Raw genomic sequence first — 18658 nt, forward strand, 5'->3', positions numbered from 1 at the left:
AGCGGCCTCCCTTGAGCATGCGTTTATGCGTGTGGAAAATTGATCTGATACCAGTTGAACAGAGCTACACCTATGCTCATGCAGCCCAATAAGAAAGGGGTGACATGATCGAAGAACCAAGGGGAGACAATCGCTCCTCTAGCAAAAACGTACCATTTGACGAGTCTTGCAACGAGACCGGAAGGCGTTGTGGTGAAGGCCTCACCGCCGTGCTGATGATGGTCGCTATTGCCCACGGTGTAGTGAATGTAAAAGGTATAGCGAATCTCGTTTCTCGTGTTGCTATCTAGCTTTCGAATCACGGTCAGCTTATCTGGCGGTTCTGCCCCGGGAGGCGGCTGTCTATCCGCGTAGGTCATCTTGCCTTTCGGATTGAAGCTCAGAAGGTTGACCTTACCTTCAACAGTGCCGGGCGTCCTAGTGATGAGCTTCATAGCATGGCTTCGCATCTGCTTCTTCTGTAGTCGCCTCATTACCGCGACAAGTGTTTTGTCGTACAGTTCGTGCATTGCAAGATCAAACCGAAAGCTACCCTCGGGGGTTCGCTGATATAGCCTCACCCATAGGTAGGTGTTGATCCCTGCCAGAACCATCCAAACGTTTTGCACATTTTCCTTGAGCTTGATCTCGTTCCCGAGCAGCTTGAAGGTCGAAAGGTCTGTACCGAAATACCACAGCAGAAGCACGACAGTGGAAAAGCCTATCAGGTAGCTTCTTGCTTTGTTGAAGTCTGGTGTATCCGTCTCTCCCACTTAACTTCCCCTCAACAATGCCCACGCGTCAGCATGGGCATATCACCTATACGTCAACCAGCGGGTTGGCCGAAATTTTGTATAATTCTCTTGAGCACCGATTCGGGTGCGGTGAATGAAAGCTTGCCATCCACAATTTTTACTTTCGTCTGAGCTAGCTCCTCTTCACTGAGGAAGCCTGCTAGCCTGTCTTGCGTGAGTTTTACAACTTCGACACCTAGATCGAGATTTCCTGTTCTACGGATGGGCATGGTTTCAACGCTCCGCGGTGAAGGAGCTACCACTGTACCATCATCCTATACCTGCATTTCTAGAGGGCGAATGTCAGAAAAACTATCCCCGTCGAAAATTTCCTGAGCGCTCTGAGAGTGATTTGAAAATCAGGCTGGCAAAATAATCTGGTGGATTGCCCGGGCTTCTTGGCAGGACGCGAGAGGAGGGGAATGAAAACCGTTTATTGTTGAAAATAAGCTGTGATGCTCAGGCATCGTAGCTAGTAACAAAAACGCCGCACTACAGCCCCTGAGAGAGCCATAGCAAGGCGATTGAGTGGTTTGTATTGGTGGCTATAGGTTGATAGGTGAAGCTCCCTATTGCTGCTCTCTTCACGCTGCTGACTTGTTCCAATGACGCTTGATGGTGGCCAGGCTGATACCAAGCTTCTCAGCCGTTTGGCTTTGGCTCAGACCATCCGCTTTGCATTCCTGCACATCCTTGGTAGTACCCACCGCTTCGGGACGGCCCAGTTTCTTGCCTTCGTTTTTTGCACGGTTGATGCCTGCATGGGTGCGTTCGATCAGCAGGTCACGCTCAAACTCTGCCACAGCACTCAGCACCTGCATTGTCATCTTGCCTGCTGCACTGGTGAGGTCTACACCACCAAGGGCGATGCAGTGCACCTTGATGCCTGCGGAATCCAGCTTCTCTACAGTGGTGCGTACATCCATTGCGTTACGACCAAGACGGTCAAGCTTGGTGACGATCAACACATCACCTTTTTCCATTCGCTCTAGCAGCTTCTGGAAGCCCGGACGGTCGCTTGCTTGTGTGCTGCCGCTGATTGTCTCGGTTATGACACGGTGTGGCTCTACATGGAAACCTGCCCCCTTCACCTCAAGCAGTTGGTTGTCTGTAGTTTGATCGTTGGTGGAGACGCGGGCATAAACGAAGGTGCGGGACATTGGGCGTGCTCGGTAGGGTCACTTAGTGTGGTGTCATAATATCAGTGGTATCATAAAAAGAAAATCATATTTGTTGATACCTTATGAGCCCACTTACCGCTAGGGTCGTAAAACGTCCGTTTAATGAGCTAGCAGGTTTGCTCTATCTGCTTTAGAACCACGACCTTGTAAACCACCATCTGCTCCTGATGCCTTCTTTCCAGTCGCAACATTGAAAGGTCATGGATGACGTAGCGAATCACTCTGGCCGCATATCTGTAGAGCGTAGAGACTCGATGCCTGAGGCGATGGCTTCGGCATTGGTGTCGAGGGTGTGCATGATGCTCAACACATTGTCGTGCACGTTCGTCGATCCGCGTTGCTTGATCCAGAGAGAGAGCTCCTCAAGGCCAGCACGTATGGCGATCTGGTTGAGGTGCAGTAGTTCCAGCGTGTCAGCAGTGATTGAACTGCGGTCATCCATGATGAGTTGTCCTGTGTGGGTTGGTTTGGCTTACTGGCTTGTCGTGATCGCGTTCTCAAGCTCTTCTACCAGCTCTGGGAGGCTGATTCCCAGCACCTTACATAAGTCTCGGAGCTGCACAATGTCCAGTCGACGTGTCCCGTTCTCCACGTCACTCATAAAGGACTGAGGGCGATTCAGGGCCTTTGAGCACTCCACTTGGGTCAAGCCAGCTGCTTTTCTGTGCTTCCTGAGCAAGTTCAAGAGGGCGGTATGTTCAGGTCGATAGATCGTTTTGGTCATGGTCGGTAGCTAGGTGGCGTAGCTATCCAAGCTATATCCGGTTTTCAGATATCTGAATTTGGGATAAATTTCACCTTGGCCTTGATCTTGGCTATCAGAATATGGAGATAACCGTGAACGAAAAACTGTTCGTATTGACCAGTCGCAAGAAGAAGACAAACCACATCCTGCACCTGATCCTGACCGTTCTGACAGGAGGGCTTTGGTTGATCGTGTGGGGCATCACAATGCGAAGCAACGATGGTCAGAACAAGAAGATCGATAGGGAAATTGATCAGATCATGCACTACAAGTCTCAGGGCTTGAGCGATGCTGCCACGCACCAGCAGATCAAGACAGACAAGCTGAATGCTGATGTGCTTCAAGGAAGGGTGATTTTCGTTGTGTTGGTGGTAGTGTTCCTGTACTTCTACCTACGGTAGAGGCTGCGCACCTTCAGCGGAGCGTCAAAGCAAATTCCTTGATCAGCTCCGCTGGGCGTTTGCACCGAAAGCGGCAAGCTTTCAGCTGATTGCACTGTATATGACCGTAGGTCAGGATCGTGGACACCTAACGGTGTAGAGGGGGTGAAACAACCAACACCCCCAACCTGCTAATCCGTACTATCCACAGCTGACGCTGTTCCTCCTGTGCACAACATCCGATCCGCAGGATTGAGTTTTGCACGATCAGAGCGTAGCTCTAGTGGCTGCTCGCATTCTTGTTGTCCAACCATGTTATTGGTTGGTTGGACTAGTACGCTTGGCCGTTAGCGTAAGCTGACAATGATAGCTGTTTTCATTTGGGGCAACTTTGTTGTTTGTTCTCCCGGTGCACGACTCATTGATGGTGTAACGCCCAATGCTCTGCATTGAAGTGCTTCTATGATATATGCGGCCGTATTACTCCCCCCCCCCTGTGAGAAGGCCGCTTACGCGACCTGCAACTTATCATGCACGTTCTGCAACTCGTCACGCCACTTTCTAACGGTTTTTGCCGATACCCCGGTGTCCCGCTCAATGGCCTTAACAGCCATGCCTTGTGCGAGCATCCTCATCACATCCTGCCTCTTGGGGTTCTGGCGATGGTGCTGATTGTGAGTCGGGAGCGTTACGACATTGGCATTGATCGGATGAATTGGGTATTCCGCCTCGTACTCTTCTGCCGTCCTGTATTCGGTCAAGGTACGAAGGTCGTAGTGCAGCTTTGCCAGCTCTTCAGCACTTGGAGCGCACGCGTCATCCCAATCTTCCCACTCACAAGGTTTCGGTTCAGGCTCGATTCCTTCCATCTCGTTGATGAGGGACTGAGGGCGGCTTTCCATCATGCTTGGAACGATCAACAGTATCGCTTTGAAGTAGCGCCGAGCGTGCCTTTCACCCAGTTGCAGCAAATCTTCAACGGTTTCGTTGCTGATGACTGGCAGGCTTTCCAGAATCACAGCAAGGTTGCGTACAGACAATGGCATTGATTTTCCACCTTTTCCATCAGGGCGATCATGCCAATCCAGTCGTGCAACTCCTTCGATAATGCTCTCTGCAAACACTGGGTAGCGACCCCAATGCGTTGTGCAGCCGATGAATCCATAGAAAGGATTCTCAATCATCTTGGGCTTCCGTCCACGATTGCTCTTGGGCTTACGTTCGGCCTTGCTCTTGGTTTTCGGTGCATTGTCTGCCAGCCACTTATCAGCGTTGGCCGAGATTCGTGCATTCAATGCTTCCAGCTCCGCTTGGGAGAGCAGATTGGTGGCAGGGGTGGGTTCAGTGGTGGTTGGCGTATTCAGGGCGAGCGGGTACGGCATGGATGTCCTCCTCGTTCAGTTCATTTCATAGGCGTTGGCCTCGTTGGTATTGGTTGCCGCAGGCTTACGAAAAACCTGCGGTGGGGCGCGGTTCAGATCAGTCGTGGATGTGGCGATAGCAGGCGCGAAGACGCTCAAGCACTCGGGGGTCAATCCGTCCCTCGTATTCATCTGCAAGTTCATTGCAGTAGGCAGAATGAGCTGCCTTGTATGCATCGAATGCCTTGATAATGTCGTTGAACTTACCCAGATACACCGACCTACCGTACTTTGAAATACGGGCGACAAACCCTTTTCCTCTCGGCCCAAGAGTTACCCCAATGGGCAGAATTCCACGCTGGCTCCGGGTGTTCCGAAACATCTGGTTGATCATCCTTGGCACGAGCGAGCAGTGCTCAGGTGAGTAGACAGTATTCAGCGGATCAAGAATGTCTTTGTCGACTTCCATGCCTTCAGCGTTCGCATAAGGCTGAGCGACGAACCAGTCGGCAAACTCTTGGAAGTCGTGCCACTTCTTGCAAACTGTGCAACCCTCATAGGCCGGGGCGTCTGACCCGTAGCATCGATGCAGCATGTCACGCCAGCGTGAGTAGGCACGGCTAGTGGTCTCGTGATAAGGCAAGCCCAGTGCCTTTCGTCTCTCAATCGAGTCATATCCGACGCCGCAGACCAGTTTTTCGTTGATCGTAGGACCAAACAGCGGCAGTTCTTCCCCGAGGCTGTAATCAAGGCGGACTCCAGCCACGCAGGGTGCTACGAAGATGGTCCGGGTGATGTCGTTGGTGCTGTGTTGATGCATGTTGTTACCTCCGTTCAGTTGAAAAATGGGCAATAAAAAACCGACTCAAGGTCGGCATCGGGCTAGTCATTCTTCTCGTTATGGAGGAGTGGGAACTCAGCTATTCGATGTCATTGACCTCAAGGTTGGTGGTGCTGCGATTGCATTTGTCATGGGTAGTTCTCATGAGCTGCATAGACCGTCAGATGGTGGTCAACCAAAACGTGGACACTAAAAAGCCTCCTGCAATTTCTGGGCGATTTGATCGCACCGTAGTTGCGTAGAGGCTTCAAAGATGTATGTCTGCTTACTGAGCAGATTCGTATAGTCTCATATTGGGCGACCGTTTGTCAATAGTTGTTGACAGTTCGTGCAGGGGGTGATCCATCTCTTGCACACCATCATCATGGCGAAAAGTCTGAAAAACCTTTTGCAGGGGGAAGGAAGGGGCTTTGTTTAGTTCAGACCTCCCTTTTGCCCCGTAATCATTGGGTTTTGCGTGAAGGCGGCTGGATATCATTCCGCTGAAGGGAAGGTTTACCGAGGTTATTGGTGGGTTATTCGAGGTTATTTGATGTGCTTCATGGCCTCGACCATCGCCTTGATTGGCGTCCTGCTGCCGTAGATGCCAAAGGTCACGGAGCTATCTTCATGACCCACCATCCGCTTGATCAGTGAGTCTTGAACGCCAGCATCACGCAGGTCATCAATGAAGGTGTGGCGGAAGCTGTGGAAGGTTTTGCGGGGGTCGGTGATGCCGAGTTTCGTCTTGTAGCGTCCAAACCATTTAGATGCCGCGTGACCTCGTTTACCGCGTACTGCTTCAAGCTCGGGGAACAGGCGATCAGCTCCATCTGTCCTCACCGATTCAGCGTACTGCAACAATCCCAGCTCAATCAGTGAAGGGTGCAGGGGAAGTACTCGGCGGCTGCTGGCATTCTTAAGGTTCTGGCCTTCACGGCTGTCGTCGATGCGGATGCACTGGACGCCCTGTTGCTCAATGAAGTCATCGACACGCAGTTGGCACAGTTCTTCCAGTCGTGCCCCAGTGGTTCGCCCAAGGAGTGGCAGCCAGTAACGCCACGGGTGCTTTCGGGCTTCTCTTCGCAGTACATCGTGGTTCAGCAGGGCATTTAGGTCGGGTCGTTCAAAAGACAGCCGGGCTTCCTTCGCTGATCCTGTCATCACTTTCATGCCCGTCAGTGGGTTGTCTGTGACGTACCCATTCGTTTTGCACCAGTTCAGGAAGGCAGTGAGCTTGCGTAGCCGATTGTTCACTGTGACAGCGGTAATGGTCTTGTAAGAACTTCCTGAGTCAACCACCTGCCTCAGCGTCTTTCCCTTGAACTCGGGGCGTAAGCCGAAATATTGCGGGCATAGGCTGAGCCGTTCCTTTAGAAGGCGTGCTTGGTGCGCATCGAAAACTTTAGCGGGCATGTCACCCACCAACTCGAAAAGGTCTGATAAGGCTCGCTCGACTTCCTCGGTGCTGACCTGTCGCCATGTGCCTCCCCGTTTCCCTTCCTCTATATAAAGCTTGGAGAGTGTAGTGAGGGTAGGGCTGTCGCTATTCCGTTTCGCTGAGACTGCCGTAGCGATCCGTGGAGCGGTTTGGACAGTGGGCGTGGGTGTAGAGTCCCGCCACTGTGAACACAACGTACGAAGCGTCTGGAGGTCTGCAAAAGGGTGCTCGCTAAGGTGGTGATGCAACCGCTGCACCAGTGACGTGGCAATGAAGATGGCGCTTTGACGATGCCGTATGTTCAGGCTCAAACGCAAAGTGTTACACCTCGGGAATAGGTGCTTTGGCAGCTTGAGATTCAGGTAGTAGAGCGCCCCGCGCTTGATGATGTAGGCCATGGGTGTGACACCAAAGTGTTACAGCAAAGTGTGACAGTGCTGGCTACACCCAAGTTTTGAGCACCCATGCTGGGTGTGCTTACCGGTAGAACTCTGGTTTCCCCATCAGCCTGAAACCCTTGCCCCATAAGGTCTGCATTGATTACCAGCATGCTTGCATGCCACATGGTCAGGCCCGGAAGGGAGCAGCCATAGCGGGAACATCGAGTGCCGGGGTGTGGCTGGTGGGGCCGCCTCCATTTCAGGTCCTTGAATTTTCAAGGATTCCTCGCATTACCCAACTCGATAACTTCGGCCTGGTGAGAGCCTCCCTCTCCTCAAGCGCATTGGGAAGCTACACGAACGAGGTTTTCAGAAAAGAGCCCTCGCTGATAAACGTAGACTTTCCCGCCCGTGTCTCCTTTGAACGTCTCGATCACATTGTCCGCCGCAACAGGGCTGCTCAGGATCACGCGATAGCTTCGGCTCGTATGGGTGACGTTCGGCGATTGCTGATTCTCTTGCAACTTCTGCATGACGCAGGCGGAAAAAGCTTCTGGAGATTTTGCGGTCAGCAACTCCTTTGTCGGCTGGTTAGGCGCGGATGCGCACCCCGCCAGCAGTGTGATAGTGAAGGAGGCAGCAGCAAGAGGCAGAAAGCGCATCAGACAGTTCCAGATTTGAGTTCAGGCGCCATTCTCCATTTCATTTGGCTGATAGAAAACAGGCAAATGTCGATGTTACCTATCATTGATTTTGATGAGTAACGAGCGTCTCAGGATCACCGAATGTCTATCAAATCGATGATTCAGAGCAGTTTCTGATATTTTTATTCGATCAAACTCTCCTCTAAGCTGCGTCCTCTTTGAAGCAATGCATTTCGGTGTGAGCATGAAAGAGATCCGCAAGGCAGGTGATCGGGGCGCGACCCGTTTGCCGTGGCTGAAATCCCGGCATTCCTTCTCGTTTGGAAGCTATAGAAACCCGCAAGAGAGTGGTTTCTCGGACCTGCGCGTCATCAACGAAGACTGGATTTCACAGGGTAAAGGCTTCGGCCAACATGGCCATCGTGATGTGGAGATCCTGACCTATGTCCTCAAGGGAACATTGGCCCATCGAGACACCCTGGCAAACAGCACCAGGATTCACGCAGGCGACTTTCAGCTCATCAGCGCCGGCTCAGGTATCGAGCACAGCGAATTCAATGCTTCCGCTACCCAGCCTGTGCATCTGCTGCAAATCTGGCTGACCCCCCATTCGTCTCGCACCAAGCCTTCATACCAACAGAAGCATTTTCCGGTCGGAGAACGGCATGGAGAGCTCCAGCTGATCGCCTCGAAAACGGGACAAGCCGGATCGCTGAAAATCCTCCAGGATACGAAAATCTATGCGGGCAACTTCTCACAAGGTGAGTCGCATACTCTGGCCCTCGCAGGGCGACGACACGCCTATGTCCACGTTGTCGCAGGCAGGCTCCGGGTGAACGGAGAAACTGTTGTGGAGGGCGACGGACTGAAGCTGACGGAAACCCAGGCGGTCACGTTCAGCCACGCTACTGATGCGCAGGTGCTGGTGTTCGATCTCCGGGCAACAGGCTCGGCACCTTCCAGCAAGCAATCCTTCGGGGGCTGCAAGACGCAGGCATGTGCCCGGCGCCGGTAGGTGCCTTCTGACTTCCATTCCTGCCGCGACCGCGCCGATGCAGCGGAGTAGGCGCTGTTGTCCTACCCGCATCGAAAGCCCGGTATCAGCAGGTATCCATTACTTTAGAGAAACCTGTCCGGCCTCGAGTTTGAGCGCCTTGAGGCGATTCAGCAGCGTGCTGATATTTGTGCGTGCCGAACCTTCATTGGCCAGGCGCAGGCGCTTGATCGCGATAACGGAGTCACCAACGCCAGCGGTAAAGGGCGTCCGAATGATCTCTCGGAAAATAACGGTGTTTGAAGCAGACTCGGTCAACGTATATTCAGCCTCGCAGGTAACTTCGAAATCCAGGCCAAAAATGGGTTGGTCGACCCGCAGCAGGTTGGCGCGCAGGGTGTAGGCAGCAGGTGCTTCGCCAAGCAGGTCAGCACTGGCAAGTGATTGTTTGAGTGCAGCACCAAAGTCCGGGCCGTCGATTTCCGAAGTCCAGAGCGGGTTGGTGGCGTCTCCGCCATTTACTTCGGTCACCTGAATGTTGCGATGCAGGCGTTGATCATAAAACTGCGCATCGGTCTGGTCGGATGCCACGGACATTCCGGAAATTTGAGCAGGCGAAGCGCACCCTGTGCAAAGGGCAATAAATACCGAGACTAGAAACACACGGAAGTAGGTCACTTGAATAATCCTTGAGTGATATGCCGGTAAAGCAAGACGAAAGCCATACATCGTGTATGGCTTCAACTATTGAAAGGCGCGCCGCGGCATCGTTGGGAACGTACAGGCCTCAGGCCGAGCGTTGCGCTGTGCGGCAGATGCCTTTACAGGTTGTACTTCTCATCGATTCTGCGTTTGTCGAGCGTGTAGCGTTTGAGGTCGATCGAGTCAGACTCCAGCTTGGCATCGAGTTCGTCCATGTCGTGCTTTTTCAGCGTTGCAACATGGGCTTTGCTGGCTTGGTAGTTGATCATCTCTGCAGCGTCATGCCCACTCACCGGGTCCCACAGAATGGAAAGCGGCCAGAACAGCAGGTTCACCACACCAAAGCCATATGCGCGACCGTAGAACGAACCGCCACCTGGAAGCAGGCCAAGGCCGGCAGCAAGCCCTGGGCTTTTTTCTTCAACCGCGAGGTTTCTGGCGCGATAGCTGGCAAGTTCCGACTCTTGGGCCGAATTGAGGCCGGTAGCACAACCAGTGGTCAGCGCTATCAGTGCGGCAGCGGTCAGATTTCGAATTGTGGACATGCAACATTTCCTGAGTGTGAGTACTGTTCTCGGCGCACGGCTTGGCGCGGAGGCGCGTAACTCTACACTGAGTAGTGGCACATTGATATCGTATTGCCATTACTCTATTCAGATGATGATGCATCCAGATGGTGGTTCTATCCTGGCCGCTTAAAGGCAACTGTTGAACTGCCCTGTTTTTTCCCATGCCCCGCCGCCGACAGCTTCATCAGCCGCTGGAATTTCGGGCATTCCAGATGATCTTCCTCAGGGCACTGCGCCGCATGCCGCAAGCCCTTGCTCATCGCCTGCAAGCGCCTGATTCGTGCATCCAGTTCGTCGGCCTTGGCGATCAGCATCTGGCGGTCGACCTGCAGGTCCACCAGCATCGTCCCCACTTCATCCAGCGAAAACCCTGCAGCCTGGCCCAGGGCGATCAACGCCAGCCGGTCTGCAACATCGGTTGCGAACTGCCGTCGCTGGCCAGGCCCGGCAAGTGACTTGAGCAGGCCTTTCTTCTCGTAGTAGCGCAGCGTCGAGGCGGGTACGCCTGTGCGTTTGGCGACGTCGGCAATGTCCATTTCGGGCCCTTGACTTGAAGTTGACTTCAACTTCTATGCTGCGCGGCATGGTGATGACCGTCAATCTTCGAGGGCTTGTTCAATGACGTTTACTGCGATGTTTTCCGCTGCTTTGCCAATTGGTATCGGTGCCACGATGGTGATGGACTTGTGGGGGCTGCTGCTGAGGCGGATGGGTGTCGCCACGCTGAACTTCGCCATGGTCGGGCGTTGGGCGGGGCATTTACTGCACGGGCGTGTGCGGCACCAGGCGATTGCCAAGGCGGAACCGGTGCGGCATGAGCTGGCGTTGGGGTGGGGGATTCATTACGCCATCGGCGTGCTGTTCGCGATGCTGCTGGTCGTGATCGTGGGGGAGGGCTGGTTGCTGGCACCTACATTGCTGCCAGCGCTGGTTGTTGGTGTGGTGACGGTCGTGGCGCCTTTGTGCTTCATGCAGCCGGCGATGGGCGCGGGGTTCTTTGCGTCGAGGACGCCGACGCCTGCGCGCAACTGCCTTAAGAGCCTGGCCACGCATTTTGTGTTTGGCGTGGGGATGTTCTTGAGTGCGGGTTTGCTGGCGAGCGTGCAATCAGCCTGCTGACAGCACCACCAGGCTTGAGCCTGCAATAGAAACTGTGTCTGCACCGCACAATCCTGTGGGAGCGGGCATGCCCGCGAAGAAGGCAACTCGGTGGATGGCACCGGCTTTGCCGGTGTTCGCGGGTGAACCCGCTCCCACAGCGGGCGTGCAAGCTTCGGGCGGGTTTGTCTTTCATCAGGTATGCGTGGCTCAGGGGCGAGCCACAGACATGGGTTCTTGGTTGCCCATCCCCCCATACCGCTGCACAATCCGCTCGATCTCTCCCGACTGCTTCATCCGCACCAGTGCCCGCAGCAGCCCTTGGGTCGGTATCGCCGGGTCATTGCGTACCATGCACCCCAGGTCCTGGTCCTCCAGCACCGCCAGCGCCTGCAATTGCTGCTCGGCGGGCAGACCCTGGTTGAACCACTGCAACGACAGCTGGTTGCTTACCGCATGCCGATAGCGCCCGGCTTGCAGCTTCTGCAGCACCAGCAACTGGCTGCGGCTGTCCTCGCGGTGCAGGCGGCCCTGGTCGAGCAGCGGTTGCAAGGTGGAATAGGTGTAGCCAAGCACTGTGCCGATGGCCTGGGCAGGCAGTTGCTCCGGGGGCAGCGGAGTACTGTCGCCAGCGCGGCCTACCAGCAGGTCTCGCTGGTGCAGCAGCGGGATGCTCCAGACAAAATCCCCCGGCCGATCATTGAACCACTGGGTGCTGACATAGCAGCGCACATCTATATCACCGCTGTTCATCGCCTCCTGCAGGCGCAGGCGGGCCATGACGTGGTATTCGGGGCGTACGCCCACCTCCTTGGCCAAGGCCTGCATCAGGTCGTACAGCAAACCGTCCACCGGCTGGTCGCTTTCGATGCGCACCAGCGGCATGCTCCAGCTCTCGGCGACAGAAAAACGCAACACGGGCTGTTCAGCCTGGCTGTAGGTACTCCACAGCAGCAACAGGGCCAGCAGTCTTCGCAAAGGCAATCCTCCCTGGATGGCGCGCCAGTTTCAAAGCTTAGACGACTTGCGCAGGGTGCAATTTTGCCCCCGCTCCGCTAGCATTAGCGATCTTCCGCTCGATCAGGCTACGATGGTTTTTCGATGAGTTATCAGGTTCTTGCACGTAAATGGCGTCCGCGCTCGTTCCGCGAAATGGTCGGCCAGACCCATGTGCTCAAGGCCTTGATCAATGCCTTGGACAACCAGCGCCTGCACCATGCCTACCTGTTCACCGGTACCCGGGGTGTAGGCAAGACCACCATTGCCCGTATCATCGCCAAGTGCCTGAACTGCGAAACCGGCATCACCTCCACGCCCTGCGGCACCTGCTCGGTGTGCCGGGAGATCGACGAAGGCCGTTTCGTCGACCTGATCGAGATCGACGCCGCCAGCCGCACCAAGGTCGAGGACACCCGCGAACTGCTCGATAACGTGCAGTACGCCCCGAGCCGTGGGCGCTTCAAGGTCTACTTGATCGACGAAGTGCACATGCTCTCGACCCACTCGTTCAACGCCTTGCTCAAGACGCTGGAAGAGCCGCCGCCCTACGTCAAGTTCATCCTCGCCACCACCGACCCGCAGAAACTGCCGGCCACCATTCTGTCGCGCTGCCTGCAGTTCTCGCTGAAGAACATGAGCCCGGAGCGCGTGGTCGAGCACCTCAGCCATGTCCTGGCTGCCGAGAACGTGCCGTTCGAGCCGGATGCCCTGTGGCTGCTGGGTCGCGCGGCCGATGGTTCGATGCGCGACGCCATGAGCCTGACCGACCAGGCCATCGCCTTTGGCGAAGGCAAGGTATTGGCCGCCGACGTGCGGGCCATGCTCGGCAGCCTCGATCATGGCCAGGTCTACGGGGTGCTGCAGGCGCTGCTCGAAGGCGATGCTCGGGCCTTGCTCGAGGCCGTGCGCAACCTGGCCGAGCAGGGGCCGGACTGGGCTGGCGTGCTGGCCGAGATGCTCAATGTGCTGCACCGCGTGGCCATTGCCCAGGCGCTGCCGGAGGCGGTGGACAACGGCCAGGGCGACCGAGAGCGGGTGCTGGCGCTGGCCTCGGCATTGCCAGCCGAGGACGTGCAATTCTATTACCAGATGGGCCTGATCGGCCGCCGTGACCTGCCACTTGCGCCGGACCCGCGCGGTGGTTTCGAAATGGTCCTGCTGCGCATGCTGGCGTTCCGCCCGGCCGACACCGACGACGCGCCGAAGCCGGTACTAAAGCCAGTGGGGATCAGCCAGGCCACAGCTGATCCTGCAAACCCGGTGGCAGCGCCGGCGGTTGCCGTGGCGCCGCCGGCCGCTGCTGTCGTGGAGCCTGTTGCACCGGTTGCCGGGCAACAAGTGCAGGCGCCCGCACCGGTCGAGCCAGCGCCACAGCCAGTTGTCGAGCCTGTGGTGGCGGCTGAACCTGCCCCGGTCAGTGAATCTGAGCCAGCACCAGAACCCGTGGCAGAGGTGGTTGACCTGCCATGGGAAGAGCCCGCGCCAGCGCCTGCACCGGTAGTGGCCGAGCCTGCGCCGGCTCCTGCTCCTGCTCCTGCTCCTGCACCGCCCGCTGCACCCACGCCGGCACCTGCCGCCCCGGCACACGACGACGAGCCACCTTTCGACCCGTCCGCTTATGCCGCAGTAGGCATGGACCGCGACGATGAACCGCCGTTGGACGAAGACTATTACGGCGGCGAAAGCGACCCGGTCGGCTTCAGCTACCTGGACGAACTGGCCGAACACGTCCAGGAAGAAGCACCCAAGCCGGCAGCCGAACCGCTGCCCGCCGCCAAGCCGGCCACCGGCCTGGCCCTGCAATGGCTGGAATTATTCCCACAGTTGCCTGTATCCGGGATGACAGGCAACATCGCGGCAAACTGTACGTTGATTGCCGCCGATGGCGACGACTGGCTGCTGCACCTGGACCCTGGCCAGGGTGCGCTGTTCAACGCCACCCAGCAGCGGCGCCTTAACGAAGCGCTCAACCAGCACCTGGGGCGCACGCTGAACCTGCGCATCGAGCTGATCCTGCCCGAGCAGGAAACCCCGGCCCAGGCAGCGGCGCGCAAACGCGCCGAGCGCCAGCAGGACGCAGTCACCTCGATCGAGCAGGATCCGTTGATCCAGCAGATGATCAAGTTGTTCGGCGCCAAGGTGCGGCAGGATACTATTGAGCCTGTAGAAGCCCTGGTTAATCAGGGCCAGTAACGGATAACCATGCGGCCGGCCCGGTGCCGGGCCGCATCACATGACCCAATCGAGGTATACCCCCATGATGAAAGGTGGCATGGCCGGCCTGATGAAGCAGGCCCAGCAGATGCAGGAAAAGATGCAGAAGATGCAGGAAGAGCTGGCCAACGCCGAAGTCACCGGCCAGTCCGGTGGTGGCCTGGTGAGCGTGGTGATGACCGGTCGTCACGACGTCAAGCGTGTCAGCATCGACCAGAGCCTGATGTCGACTGATGAAGACGACAAGGAAGTGCTGGAAGACCTGATCGCCGCCGCGCTGAACGACGCCGTGCGCAAGGTCGAGCAGAACAGCCAGGACAAGATGGGCAGCATGACCGCCGGCATGCAGCTGCCGCCGGGCTTCAAGATGCCGTTCTAAGGGCATTTGCGTTACCGAAAACCGCCGCTGATGACAGCGGCGGTTTTTTTGTGCGTTCCTGCAGCCACCGCGGTCTTTGTAGGAGCGGCCTTGTGTCGCGAAAGGGCTGCGCAGCAGCCCCGGCAATCCATGCTGCGAAGCTGGCAACCTGGGGCCGCTTCGCGCCCCATCGCGACACAAGGCCGCTCCTACAGGGACTGCGCAAGCCTTGGCTGATTTGACGCCACTGCCCCCGCTGGGTATAAACCGCCTCTTATTGATTTGTCAGGCCTTTCCCATGAGCTTCAGCCCTCTCATCCGCCAACTGATCGATGCCCTGCGTATTCTCCCGGGTGTCGGCCAGAAAACCGCCCAGCGCATGGCCCTGCAACTGCTCGAACGTGACCGCAGCGGCGGCCTGCGCCTGGCCCAGGCCTTGACCCAGGCCATGGAGGGGGTTGGGCATTGCCGTCAGTGCCGCACCCTGACCGAACAGGAGCTGTGCCCGCAATGCGCCGACACGCGCCGTGACGATACCCAGTTGTGTGTGGTCGAAGGGCCGACCGATGTGTATGCAGTGGAGCAGACCGGCTACCGTGGCCGCTACTTCGTGCTCAAGGGCCACTTGTCGCCGCTGGACGGGTTGGGGCCTGAGGCGATCGGGATTCCGCAGCTGATGGCGCGGATCGAGGAGCAGGGCACCTTCACCGAGGTGATCCTGGCGACCAACCCGACGGTGGAAGGGGAGGCGACGGCGCATTACATCGCCCAGTTGCTGAGCGAGAAGGGCCTGGTGGCGTCGCGGATTGCCCATGGCGTGCCGCTGGGCGGCGAGCTGGAGCTGGTGGATGGTGGGACCTTGGCCCATGCGTTTGCGGGGCGTCGGCCGATTTCGCTCTGATTCAGAATGGTTGGGGCCGCTTTGCGGCCCATCGCGACGCAAGGCCGCTCCCACAGGGACCGCGCAATTTTCGGATACTGTAGGAGCGGCCTTGCGTCGCGATGGGCTGCAAAGCAGCCCCAAAACCCAACTCAGTACTCGCTAAGAGAAAACTCGGTCAGGCAGAAAGTCGGCACCCCGGCCGCCTGCAGCCGGCGCGACCCGTCCAGCTCCGGCAGATCGATGATCGCCGCCGCCTCGAACACCTGCGCACCGGTCCGGCGCACCAGGTTGGCCGCTGCCAGCAGCGTACCGCCAGTAGCAATCAAGTCATCGAAGATCAACACCGAATCCCCTTCGCACAGGCTGTCGGCATGCACTTCCAGGAAGGCTTCGCCGTACTCGGTCTGGTAACCCTCGCTCAGCACGTCAGCCGGCAGCTTGCCCTGCTTGCGGAACAGGATCAGTGGCTTGTTCAACTGGTGGGCGATGATCGAGCCGATCAGGAAGCCCCGCGCGTCCATGGCGCCGATGTGGCTGAACTCGGCTTCGACATAGCGTTCGATGAACTGGTCGGCCACATAGCGCAGCCCGCGCGGCGACTGGAACAGCGGGGTGATATCGCGGAAGATCACGCCCGGTTTGGGGAAGTCCACTACCGGGCGGATCAGGGCTTTGAGGTCGAAGGCGTCGCTGTGCATTGTTGCGGGTATCCTGGGAAAACGAATGCCCAAGTATACCCGCTAAACGCCGGCCTCAGGCCTCCATTGCGCCACCGGCCAGCGCGCACAGCTGGATCGGGTCGAGAATGTGCACTTCCTTGCCTTCGGCACGGATCAGGCCATTCTGCTGGAAGCGGGTGAACACCCGCGACACGGTTTCCACCGCCAGGCCCAGGTAGTTGCCGATTTCGTTGCGCGACATGCTCAGGCGGAACTGGTTGGCCGAATAGCCGCGGGCGCGGAAGCGTGCCGACAGGTTGACCAGGAAGGTGGCAATACGCTCGTCAGCGGTCTTTTTCGACAGCAGCAGCATCATTTGCTGGTCGTCGCGGATTTCCCGGCTCATTACCCGCATCAGCTGGCGGCGTAGCTGCGGCAGCTGCACCGACAGCTCGTCGAGGCGTTCGAACGGGATTTCGCACACCGAGGTGGTTTCCTGAGCCTGGGCCGACACCGGGTAGGCTTCGGTGTCCATGCCCGACAGGCCGACCAGCTCGCTGGGCAGGTGGAAGCCGGTGATCTGCTCTTCGCCGCTGTCGCTGAGGCTGAAGGTTTTCAGCGCGCCGGAACGTACCGCGTAGACCGAGCCGAAATTGTCGCCCTGGCGGAACAGGAACTCGCCTTTTTTCAACGGCCGCCCACGCTTGACGATTTCATCCAGTGCATCCATGTCTTCCAGGTTGAGCGACAGAGGCAGGCACAGGGGGGCCAGGCTGCAGTCCTTGCAATGGGCCTGGTTGTGTGGGCGCAGTTTGACTGGCTCGGACATTTTCATTCGATCCTTGTGGGAAAGCACACATAAGACGTAAGGGTAACTCACGGCGTAGGTTGTAGGCCAGCGTGCGCTGTTGTGGTGCGAACTGGCCGGGCCCCGGCGGGTGTGCGCCGGGGCCTTCGCTGTGCCCATGGTGTGCCTGGCAAGGAACTTTGTCCATGCGGTTGAACGACTCGGTTCAGATCACCCGCGAGAAGCGCTGGCGGTTGTGCATCGCCAGGTAGGCGTCGAACACCATGCATACCGAACGCGCCAGCAGGCGGCCGGCCGGCAGGATGCGGATGCCTTTGTCGTCCAGGCGGATCAGGCCGTCGCGCTGCAAGGTCAGCAGTTCTGGCCAGAGGTCGTTGAAGTAGCCGCGAAAATCGATGGTGAAGGCCTGTTCGATCGGCTCGAAATCCAGCTCGAAATGGCAGATCAGTTGCTGGATCACTGCCCGGCGGATGCGGTCGTCGTGGTTGCACAGCAGGCCGCGCTGGGTGGCCAGCTGGGCGTTGGACAGGCTGTCCTGGTAGGTGTTGAGGTCGCTGCTGTTCTGGCAGTACAGGTCGCCGATCTGGCTGATGGCCGAAACGCCCAGGCCGATCAGGTCGCAGTGCCCATGGGTGGTGTAACCCTGGAAGTTGCGCTGCAGGGTGCCTTCTTCCTGGGCGATGGCCAGCTCGTCGTCGGGCAGGGCGAAGTGGTCCATGCCGATGTAGCGGTAGCCGGCTGCGGTCAGCTGGTCGATGGTGGCGTGCAGCATCTCCAGCTTGGCGGCCGCGCTGGGCAGGTCATTGCTGTCGATGCGCCGTTGCGGCATGAAGCGCTCGGGCAGGTGGGCGTAGTTGAACACCGACAGGCGGTCGGGTTGCAGGCGGATCACTTCTTCGACGGTGCGGGCAAAGCCTTCCGGGGTTTGCTTGGGCAGGCCGTAGATCAGGTCGAGGTTGATCGAGCGGAACTGCAGGGTGCGCGCGGCTTCGATCAGGGTACGGGTCTGCTCCAGGCTCTGCAGGCGGTTTACCGCGCGCTGCACGGCCGGGTCGAGATCCTGCACGCCCAGGCTGACGCGGTTGAAGCCCAGTTCGCGGAGCAGGCCCATGGTCGACCAGTCGGCTTCGCGCGGGTCGATCTCGATGCCGTAGTCGCCGGAGTCGTCGTCCAGCAGGTGGAAGTGCTGGCGCAGGGTGGCCATCAGCTGGCGCAGTTCCACATGGCTGAGGAAAGTTGGCGTGCCGCCGCCGAAATGCAGCTGCTCGACACGCTGTTTAGGGTCGAGGTGGCAGGCGATCAGCTGGATTTCCTGCTCCAGGCGCTGCAGGTAGGGCGCGGCGCGGCCGCGGTCCTTGGTGATGACCTTGTTGCAGGCGCAGTAGTAGCAGATGTTGGCGCAGAACGGCACATGCACGTACAGCGACAGCGGGCGCGCGGCCCGACGGCTTTCGCGCAGGGCGTGGAGCAGGTCGAACGAGCCCACTTCGCTGTGCAGTTGCACGGCGGTCGGGTAGGAGGTGTAGCGTGGTCCGGCCAGGTCGTAACGGCGGATCAGGTCGGTATCCCAACGAAGGTCGTCGAGCATGAGGGCGGTCCCCGGAAAGAGCAGCAGTGCCCCGGAGTCTATGGCCGTCTGTAGGAATCTG

At 57.8% G+C, this 18658-nt stretch carries 22 protein-coding genes; 6 read left to right on the forward strand and 16 right to left on the reverse strand.

From position 1 onward, the window contains the following. Positions 1-23: 23 nt before the first annotated feature. The 5 genes from CAG46_RS04645 to CAG46_RS04665 all read right to left on the reverse strand — a co-directional run bounded on the left by CAG46_RS04645 (position 24) and on the right by CAG46_RS04665 (position 2678). Positions 24-752 (reverse strand): hypothetical protein, encoded by a 729-nt coding sequence (locus CAG46_RS04645; protein ID WP_085614492.1) that lies wholly within the window; start codon positions 750-752, stop codon positions 24-26. Positions 753-805: 53 nt separating this feature from the next. After that, positions 806-1003, reverse strand: a complete 198-nt coding sequence (locus tag CAG46_RS04650; RefSeq protein WP_085614491.1) for a hypothetical protein — start codon at positions 1001-1003, stop codon at positions 806-808. Positions 1004-1357: 354 nt separating this feature from the next. Then, positions 1358-1933, reverse strand: coding sequence for a recombinase family protein (locus tag CAG46_RS04655; RefSeq protein ID WP_085614490.1), 576 nt, complete (start codon positions 1931-1933; stop codon positions 1358-1360). A gap of 238 nt (positions 1934-2171) precedes the next feature. Then, positions 2172-2396: a hypothetical protein gene (locus tag CAG46_RS04660; RefSeq protein ID WP_085614489.1), complete on the reverse strand. Its 225-nt coding sequence runs from the start codon at positions 2394-2396 to the stop codon at positions 2172-2174. A 30-nt stretch (positions 2397-2426) separates the two neighbouring features. Then, a complete protein-coding gene (locus tag CAG46_RS04665; protein WP_085614488.1) occupies positions 2427-2678 on the reverse strand; it encodes a helix-turn-helix domain-containing protein in 252 nt (83 codons plus the stop codon). Between the two features lie 113 nt (positions 2679-2791). On the opposite strand from CAG46_RS04665, the gene CAG46_RS04670 reads away from it, so the two are divergent. Beyond that, complete coding sequence (locus CAG46_RS04670; protein WP_046615123.1) at positions 2792-3100, forward strand: hypothetical protein; 309 nt, start codon at positions 2792-2794, stop codon at positions 3098-3100. A gap of 488 nt (positions 3101-3588) precedes the next feature. Here the strand turns inward: CAG46_RS04670 and CAG46_RS04675 are convergent, their stop codons facing one another. The 4 genes from CAG46_RS04675 to CAG46_RS04690 form a co-directional block, all read right to left on the reverse strand. Further along, on the reverse strand, positions 3589-4461 hold the full coding sequence (locus CAG46_RS04675; protein WP_085614487.1) for a hypothetical protein: 873 nt from the start codon (positions 4459-4461) through the stop codon (positions 3589-3591). A 97-nt stretch (positions 4462-4558) separates the two neighbouring features. Continuing rightward, a complete protein-coding gene (locus CAG46_RS04680; RefSeq protein WP_085614486.1) occupies positions 4559-5260 on the reverse strand; it encodes a hypothetical protein in 702 nt (233 codons plus the stop codon). A 546-nt stretch (positions 5261-5806) separates the two neighbouring features. Continuing rightward, positions 5807-7099: a site-specific integrase gene (locus tag CAG46_RS04685; RefSeq protein WP_085614485.1), complete on the reverse strand. Its 1293-nt coding sequence runs from the start codon at positions 7097-7099 to the stop codon at positions 5807-5809. A 317-nt stretch (positions 7100-7416) separates the two neighbouring features. Then, positions 7417-7743 (reverse strand): hypothetical protein, encoded by a 327-nt coding sequence (locus CAG46_RS04690; protein WP_085614484.1) that lies wholly within the window; start codon positions 7741-7743, stop codon positions 7417-7419. A gap of 226 nt (positions 7744-7969) precedes the next feature. On the opposite strand from CAG46_RS04690, the gene CAG46_RS04695 reads away from it, so the two are divergent. Next, the gene (locus tag CAG46_RS04695; protein ID WP_085614571.1) at positions 7970-8740 is read left to right on the forward strand and encodes a pirin family protein; all 771 of its coding nucleotides are present in this window, start codon (positions 7970-7972) and stop codon (positions 8738-8740) included. Between the two features lie 99 nt (positions 8741-8839). Here CAG46_RS04695 and CAG46_RS04700 read toward each other — a convergent pair whose 3' ends face one another. The 3 genes from CAG46_RS04700 to CAG46_RS04710 all read right to left on the reverse strand — a co-directional run bounded on the left by CAG46_RS04700 (position 8840) and on the right by CAG46_RS04710 (position 10526). Then, positions 8840-9397 carry a hypothetical protein gene (locus CAG46_RS04700; protein WP_256575050.1) on the reverse strand — a complete coding sequence of 186 codons (558 nt, stop codon included), beginning with the start codon at positions 9395-9397 and terminating at the stop codon, positions 8840-8842. Between the two features lie 143 nt (positions 9398-9540). Then, positions 9541-9966 (reverse strand): hypothetical protein, encoded by a 426-nt coding sequence (locus CAG46_RS04705; RefSeq protein WP_085592845.1) that lies wholly within the window; start codon positions 9964-9966, stop codon positions 9541-9543. Between the two features lie 137 nt (positions 9967-10103). Beyond that, complete coding sequence (locus CAG46_RS04710) at positions 10104-10526, reverse strand: helix-turn-helix domain-containing protein (RefSeq protein WP_085614482.1); 423 nt, start codon at positions 10524-10526, stop codon at positions 10104-10106. A gap of 82 nt (positions 10527-10608) precedes the next feature. On the opposite strand from CAG46_RS04710, the gene CAG46_RS04715 reads away from it, so the two are divergent. Continuing rightward, entirely contained in the window at positions 10609-11109 is a 501-nt protein-coding gene (locus CAG46_RS04715; RefSeq protein WP_075045880.1) for a DUF2938 domain-containing protein, read from the forward strand. Positions 11110-11298: 189 nt separating this feature from the next. On the opposite strand, the gene CAG46_RS04720 is transcribed toward CAG46_RS04715, so the two are convergent. Then, positions 11299-12066 carry an ABC transporter substrate-binding protein gene (locus CAG46_RS04720; protein WP_085614481.1) on the reverse strand — a complete coding sequence of 256 codons (768 nt, stop codon included), beginning with the start codon at positions 12064-12066 and terminating at the stop codon, positions 11299-11301. Positions 12067-12189: 123 nt separating this feature from the next. On the opposite strand from CAG46_RS04720, the gene dnaX reads away from it, so the two are divergent. From dnaX to recR, 3 genes are all read left to right on the forward strand, one after another. After that, complete coding sequence (dnaX, locus tag CAG46_RS04725; protein WP_085614480.1) at positions 12190-14280, forward strand: DNA polymerase III subunit gamma/tau; 2091 nt, start codon at positions 12190-12192, stop codon at positions 14278-14280. A gap of 64 nt (positions 14281-14344) precedes the next feature. Further along, a complete protein-coding gene (locus tag CAG46_RS04730) occupies positions 14345-14680 on the forward strand; it encodes a YbaB/EbfC family nucleoid-associated protein (RefSeq protein ID WP_003259671.1) in 336 nt (111 codons plus the stop codon). Positions 14681-14957: 277 nt separating this feature from the next. Continuing rightward, entirely contained in the window at positions 14958-15560 is a 603-nt protein-coding gene (gene recR, locus CAG46_RS04735) for a recombination mediator RecR (RefSeq protein WP_003259670.1), read from the forward strand. 131 nt (positions 15561-15691) lie between these two features. Here recR and CAG46_RS04740 read toward each other — a convergent pair whose 3' ends face one another. The 3 genes from CAG46_RS04740 to hemN form a co-directional block, all read right to left on the reverse strand. Next, positions 15692-16240 (reverse strand): adenine phosphoribosyltransferase, encoded by a 549-nt coding sequence (locus CAG46_RS04740; protein WP_009683910.1) that lies wholly within the window; start codon positions 16238-16240, stop codon positions 15692-15694. A gap of 55 nt (positions 16241-16295) precedes the next feature. After that, positions 16296-17030, reverse strand: coding sequence for a Crp/Fnr family transcriptional regulator FnrA (gene fnrA, locus CAG46_RS04745; RefSeq protein ID WP_015271145.1), 735 nt, complete (start codon positions 17028-17030; stop codon positions 16296-16298). Positions 17031-17214: 184 nt separating this feature from the next. Next, positions 17215-18597, reverse strand: a complete 1383-nt coding sequence (hemN, locus tag CAG46_RS04750) for an oxygen-independent coproporphyrinogen III oxidase (protein ID WP_025340016.1) — start codon at positions 18595-18597, stop codon at positions 17215-17217. Between the last annotated feature and the right edge of the window lie 61 nt (positions 18598-18658).

This window comes from Pseudomonas sp. B23(2017), from assembly GCF_002113725.1.
GTDB lineage: Bacteria > Pseudomonadota > Gammaproteobacteria > Pseudomonadales > Pseudomonadaceae > Aquipseudomonas > Aquipseudomonas putida_Z.

What these genes read in the sequence shown, in the direction of transcription:
- CAG46_RS04650 (WP_085614491.1), bottom strand. Translation starts at nt 1,003, where the DNA reads ATGCCCATCCGTAGAACAGGAAATCTCGATCTAGGTGTCGAAGTTGTA.
- CAG46_RS04655 (WP_085614490.1), bottom strand. Translation starts at nt 1,933, where the DNA reads ATGTCCCGCACCTTCGTTTATGCCCGCGTCTCCACCAACGATCAAACT.
- CAG46_RS04660 (WP_085614489.1), bottom strand. Translation starts at nt 2,396, where the DNA reads ATGGATGACCGCAGTTCAATCACTGCTGACACGCTGGAACTACTGCAC.
- CAG46_RS04665 (WP_085614488.1), bottom strand. Translation starts at nt 2,678, where the DNA reads ATGACCAAAACGATCTATCGACCTGAACATACCGCCCTCTTGAACTTG.
- CAG46_RS04675 (WP_085614487.1), bottom strand. Translation starts at nt 4,461, where the DNA reads ATGCCGTACCCGCTCGCCCTGAATACGCCAACCACCACTGAACCCACC.
- CAG46_RS04680 (WP_085614486.1), bottom strand. Translation starts at nt 5,260, where the DNA reads ATGCATCAACACAGCACCAACGACATCACCCGGACCATCTTCGTAGCA.
- CAG46_RS04685 (WP_085614485.1), bottom strand. Translation starts at nt 7,099, where the DNA reads ATGGCCTACATCATCAAGCGCGGGGCGCTCTACTACCTGAATCTCAAG.
- CAG46_RS04690 (WP_085614484.1), bottom strand. Translation starts at nt 7,743, where the DNA reads ATGCGCTTTCTGCCTCTTGCTGCTGCCTCCTTCACTATCACACTGCTG.
- CAG46_RS04695 (WP_085614571.1), top strand. Translation starts at nt 7,970, where the DNA reads ATGAAAGAGATCCGCAAGGCAGGTGATCGGGGCGCGACCCGTTTGCCG.
- CAG46_RS04705 (WP_085592845.1), bottom strand. Translation starts at nt 9,966, where the DNA reads ATGTCCACAATTCGAAATCTGACCGCTGCCGCACTGATAGCGCTGACC.
- CAG46_RS04710 (WP_085614482.1), bottom strand. Translation starts at nt 10,526, where the DNA reads ATGGACATTGCCGACGTCGCCAAACGCACAGGCGTACCCGCCTCGACG.
- CAG46_RS04715 (WP_075045880.1), top strand. Translation starts at nt 10,609, where the DNA reads ATGACGTTTACTGCGATGTTTTCCGCTGCTTTGCCAATTGGTATCGGT.
- dnaX (WP_085614480.1), top strand. Translation starts at nt 12,190, where the DNA reads ATGAGTTATCAGGTTCTTGCACGTAAATGGCGTCCGCGCTCGTTCCGC.
- CAG46_RS04730 (WP_003259671.1), top strand. Translation starts at nt 14,345, where the DNA reads ATGATGAAAGGTGGCATGGCCGGCCTGATGAAGCAGGCCCAGCAGATG.
- recR (WP_003259670.1), top strand. Translation starts at nt 14,958, where the DNA reads ATGAGCTTCAGCCCTCTCATCCGCCAACTGATCGATGCCCTGCGTATT.
- CAG46_RS04740 (WP_009683910.1), bottom strand. Translation starts at nt 16,240, where the DNA reads ATGCACAGCGACGCCTTCGACCTCAAAGCCCTGATCCGCCCGGTAGTG.
- fnrA (WP_015271145.1), bottom strand. Translation starts at nt 17,030, where the DNA reads ATGTCCGAGCCAGTCAAACTGCGCCCACACAACCAGGCCCATTGCAAG.
- hemN (WP_025340016.1), bottom strand. Translation starts at nt 18,597, where the DNA reads ATGCTCGACGACCTTCGTTGGGATACCGACCTGATCCGCCGTTACGAC.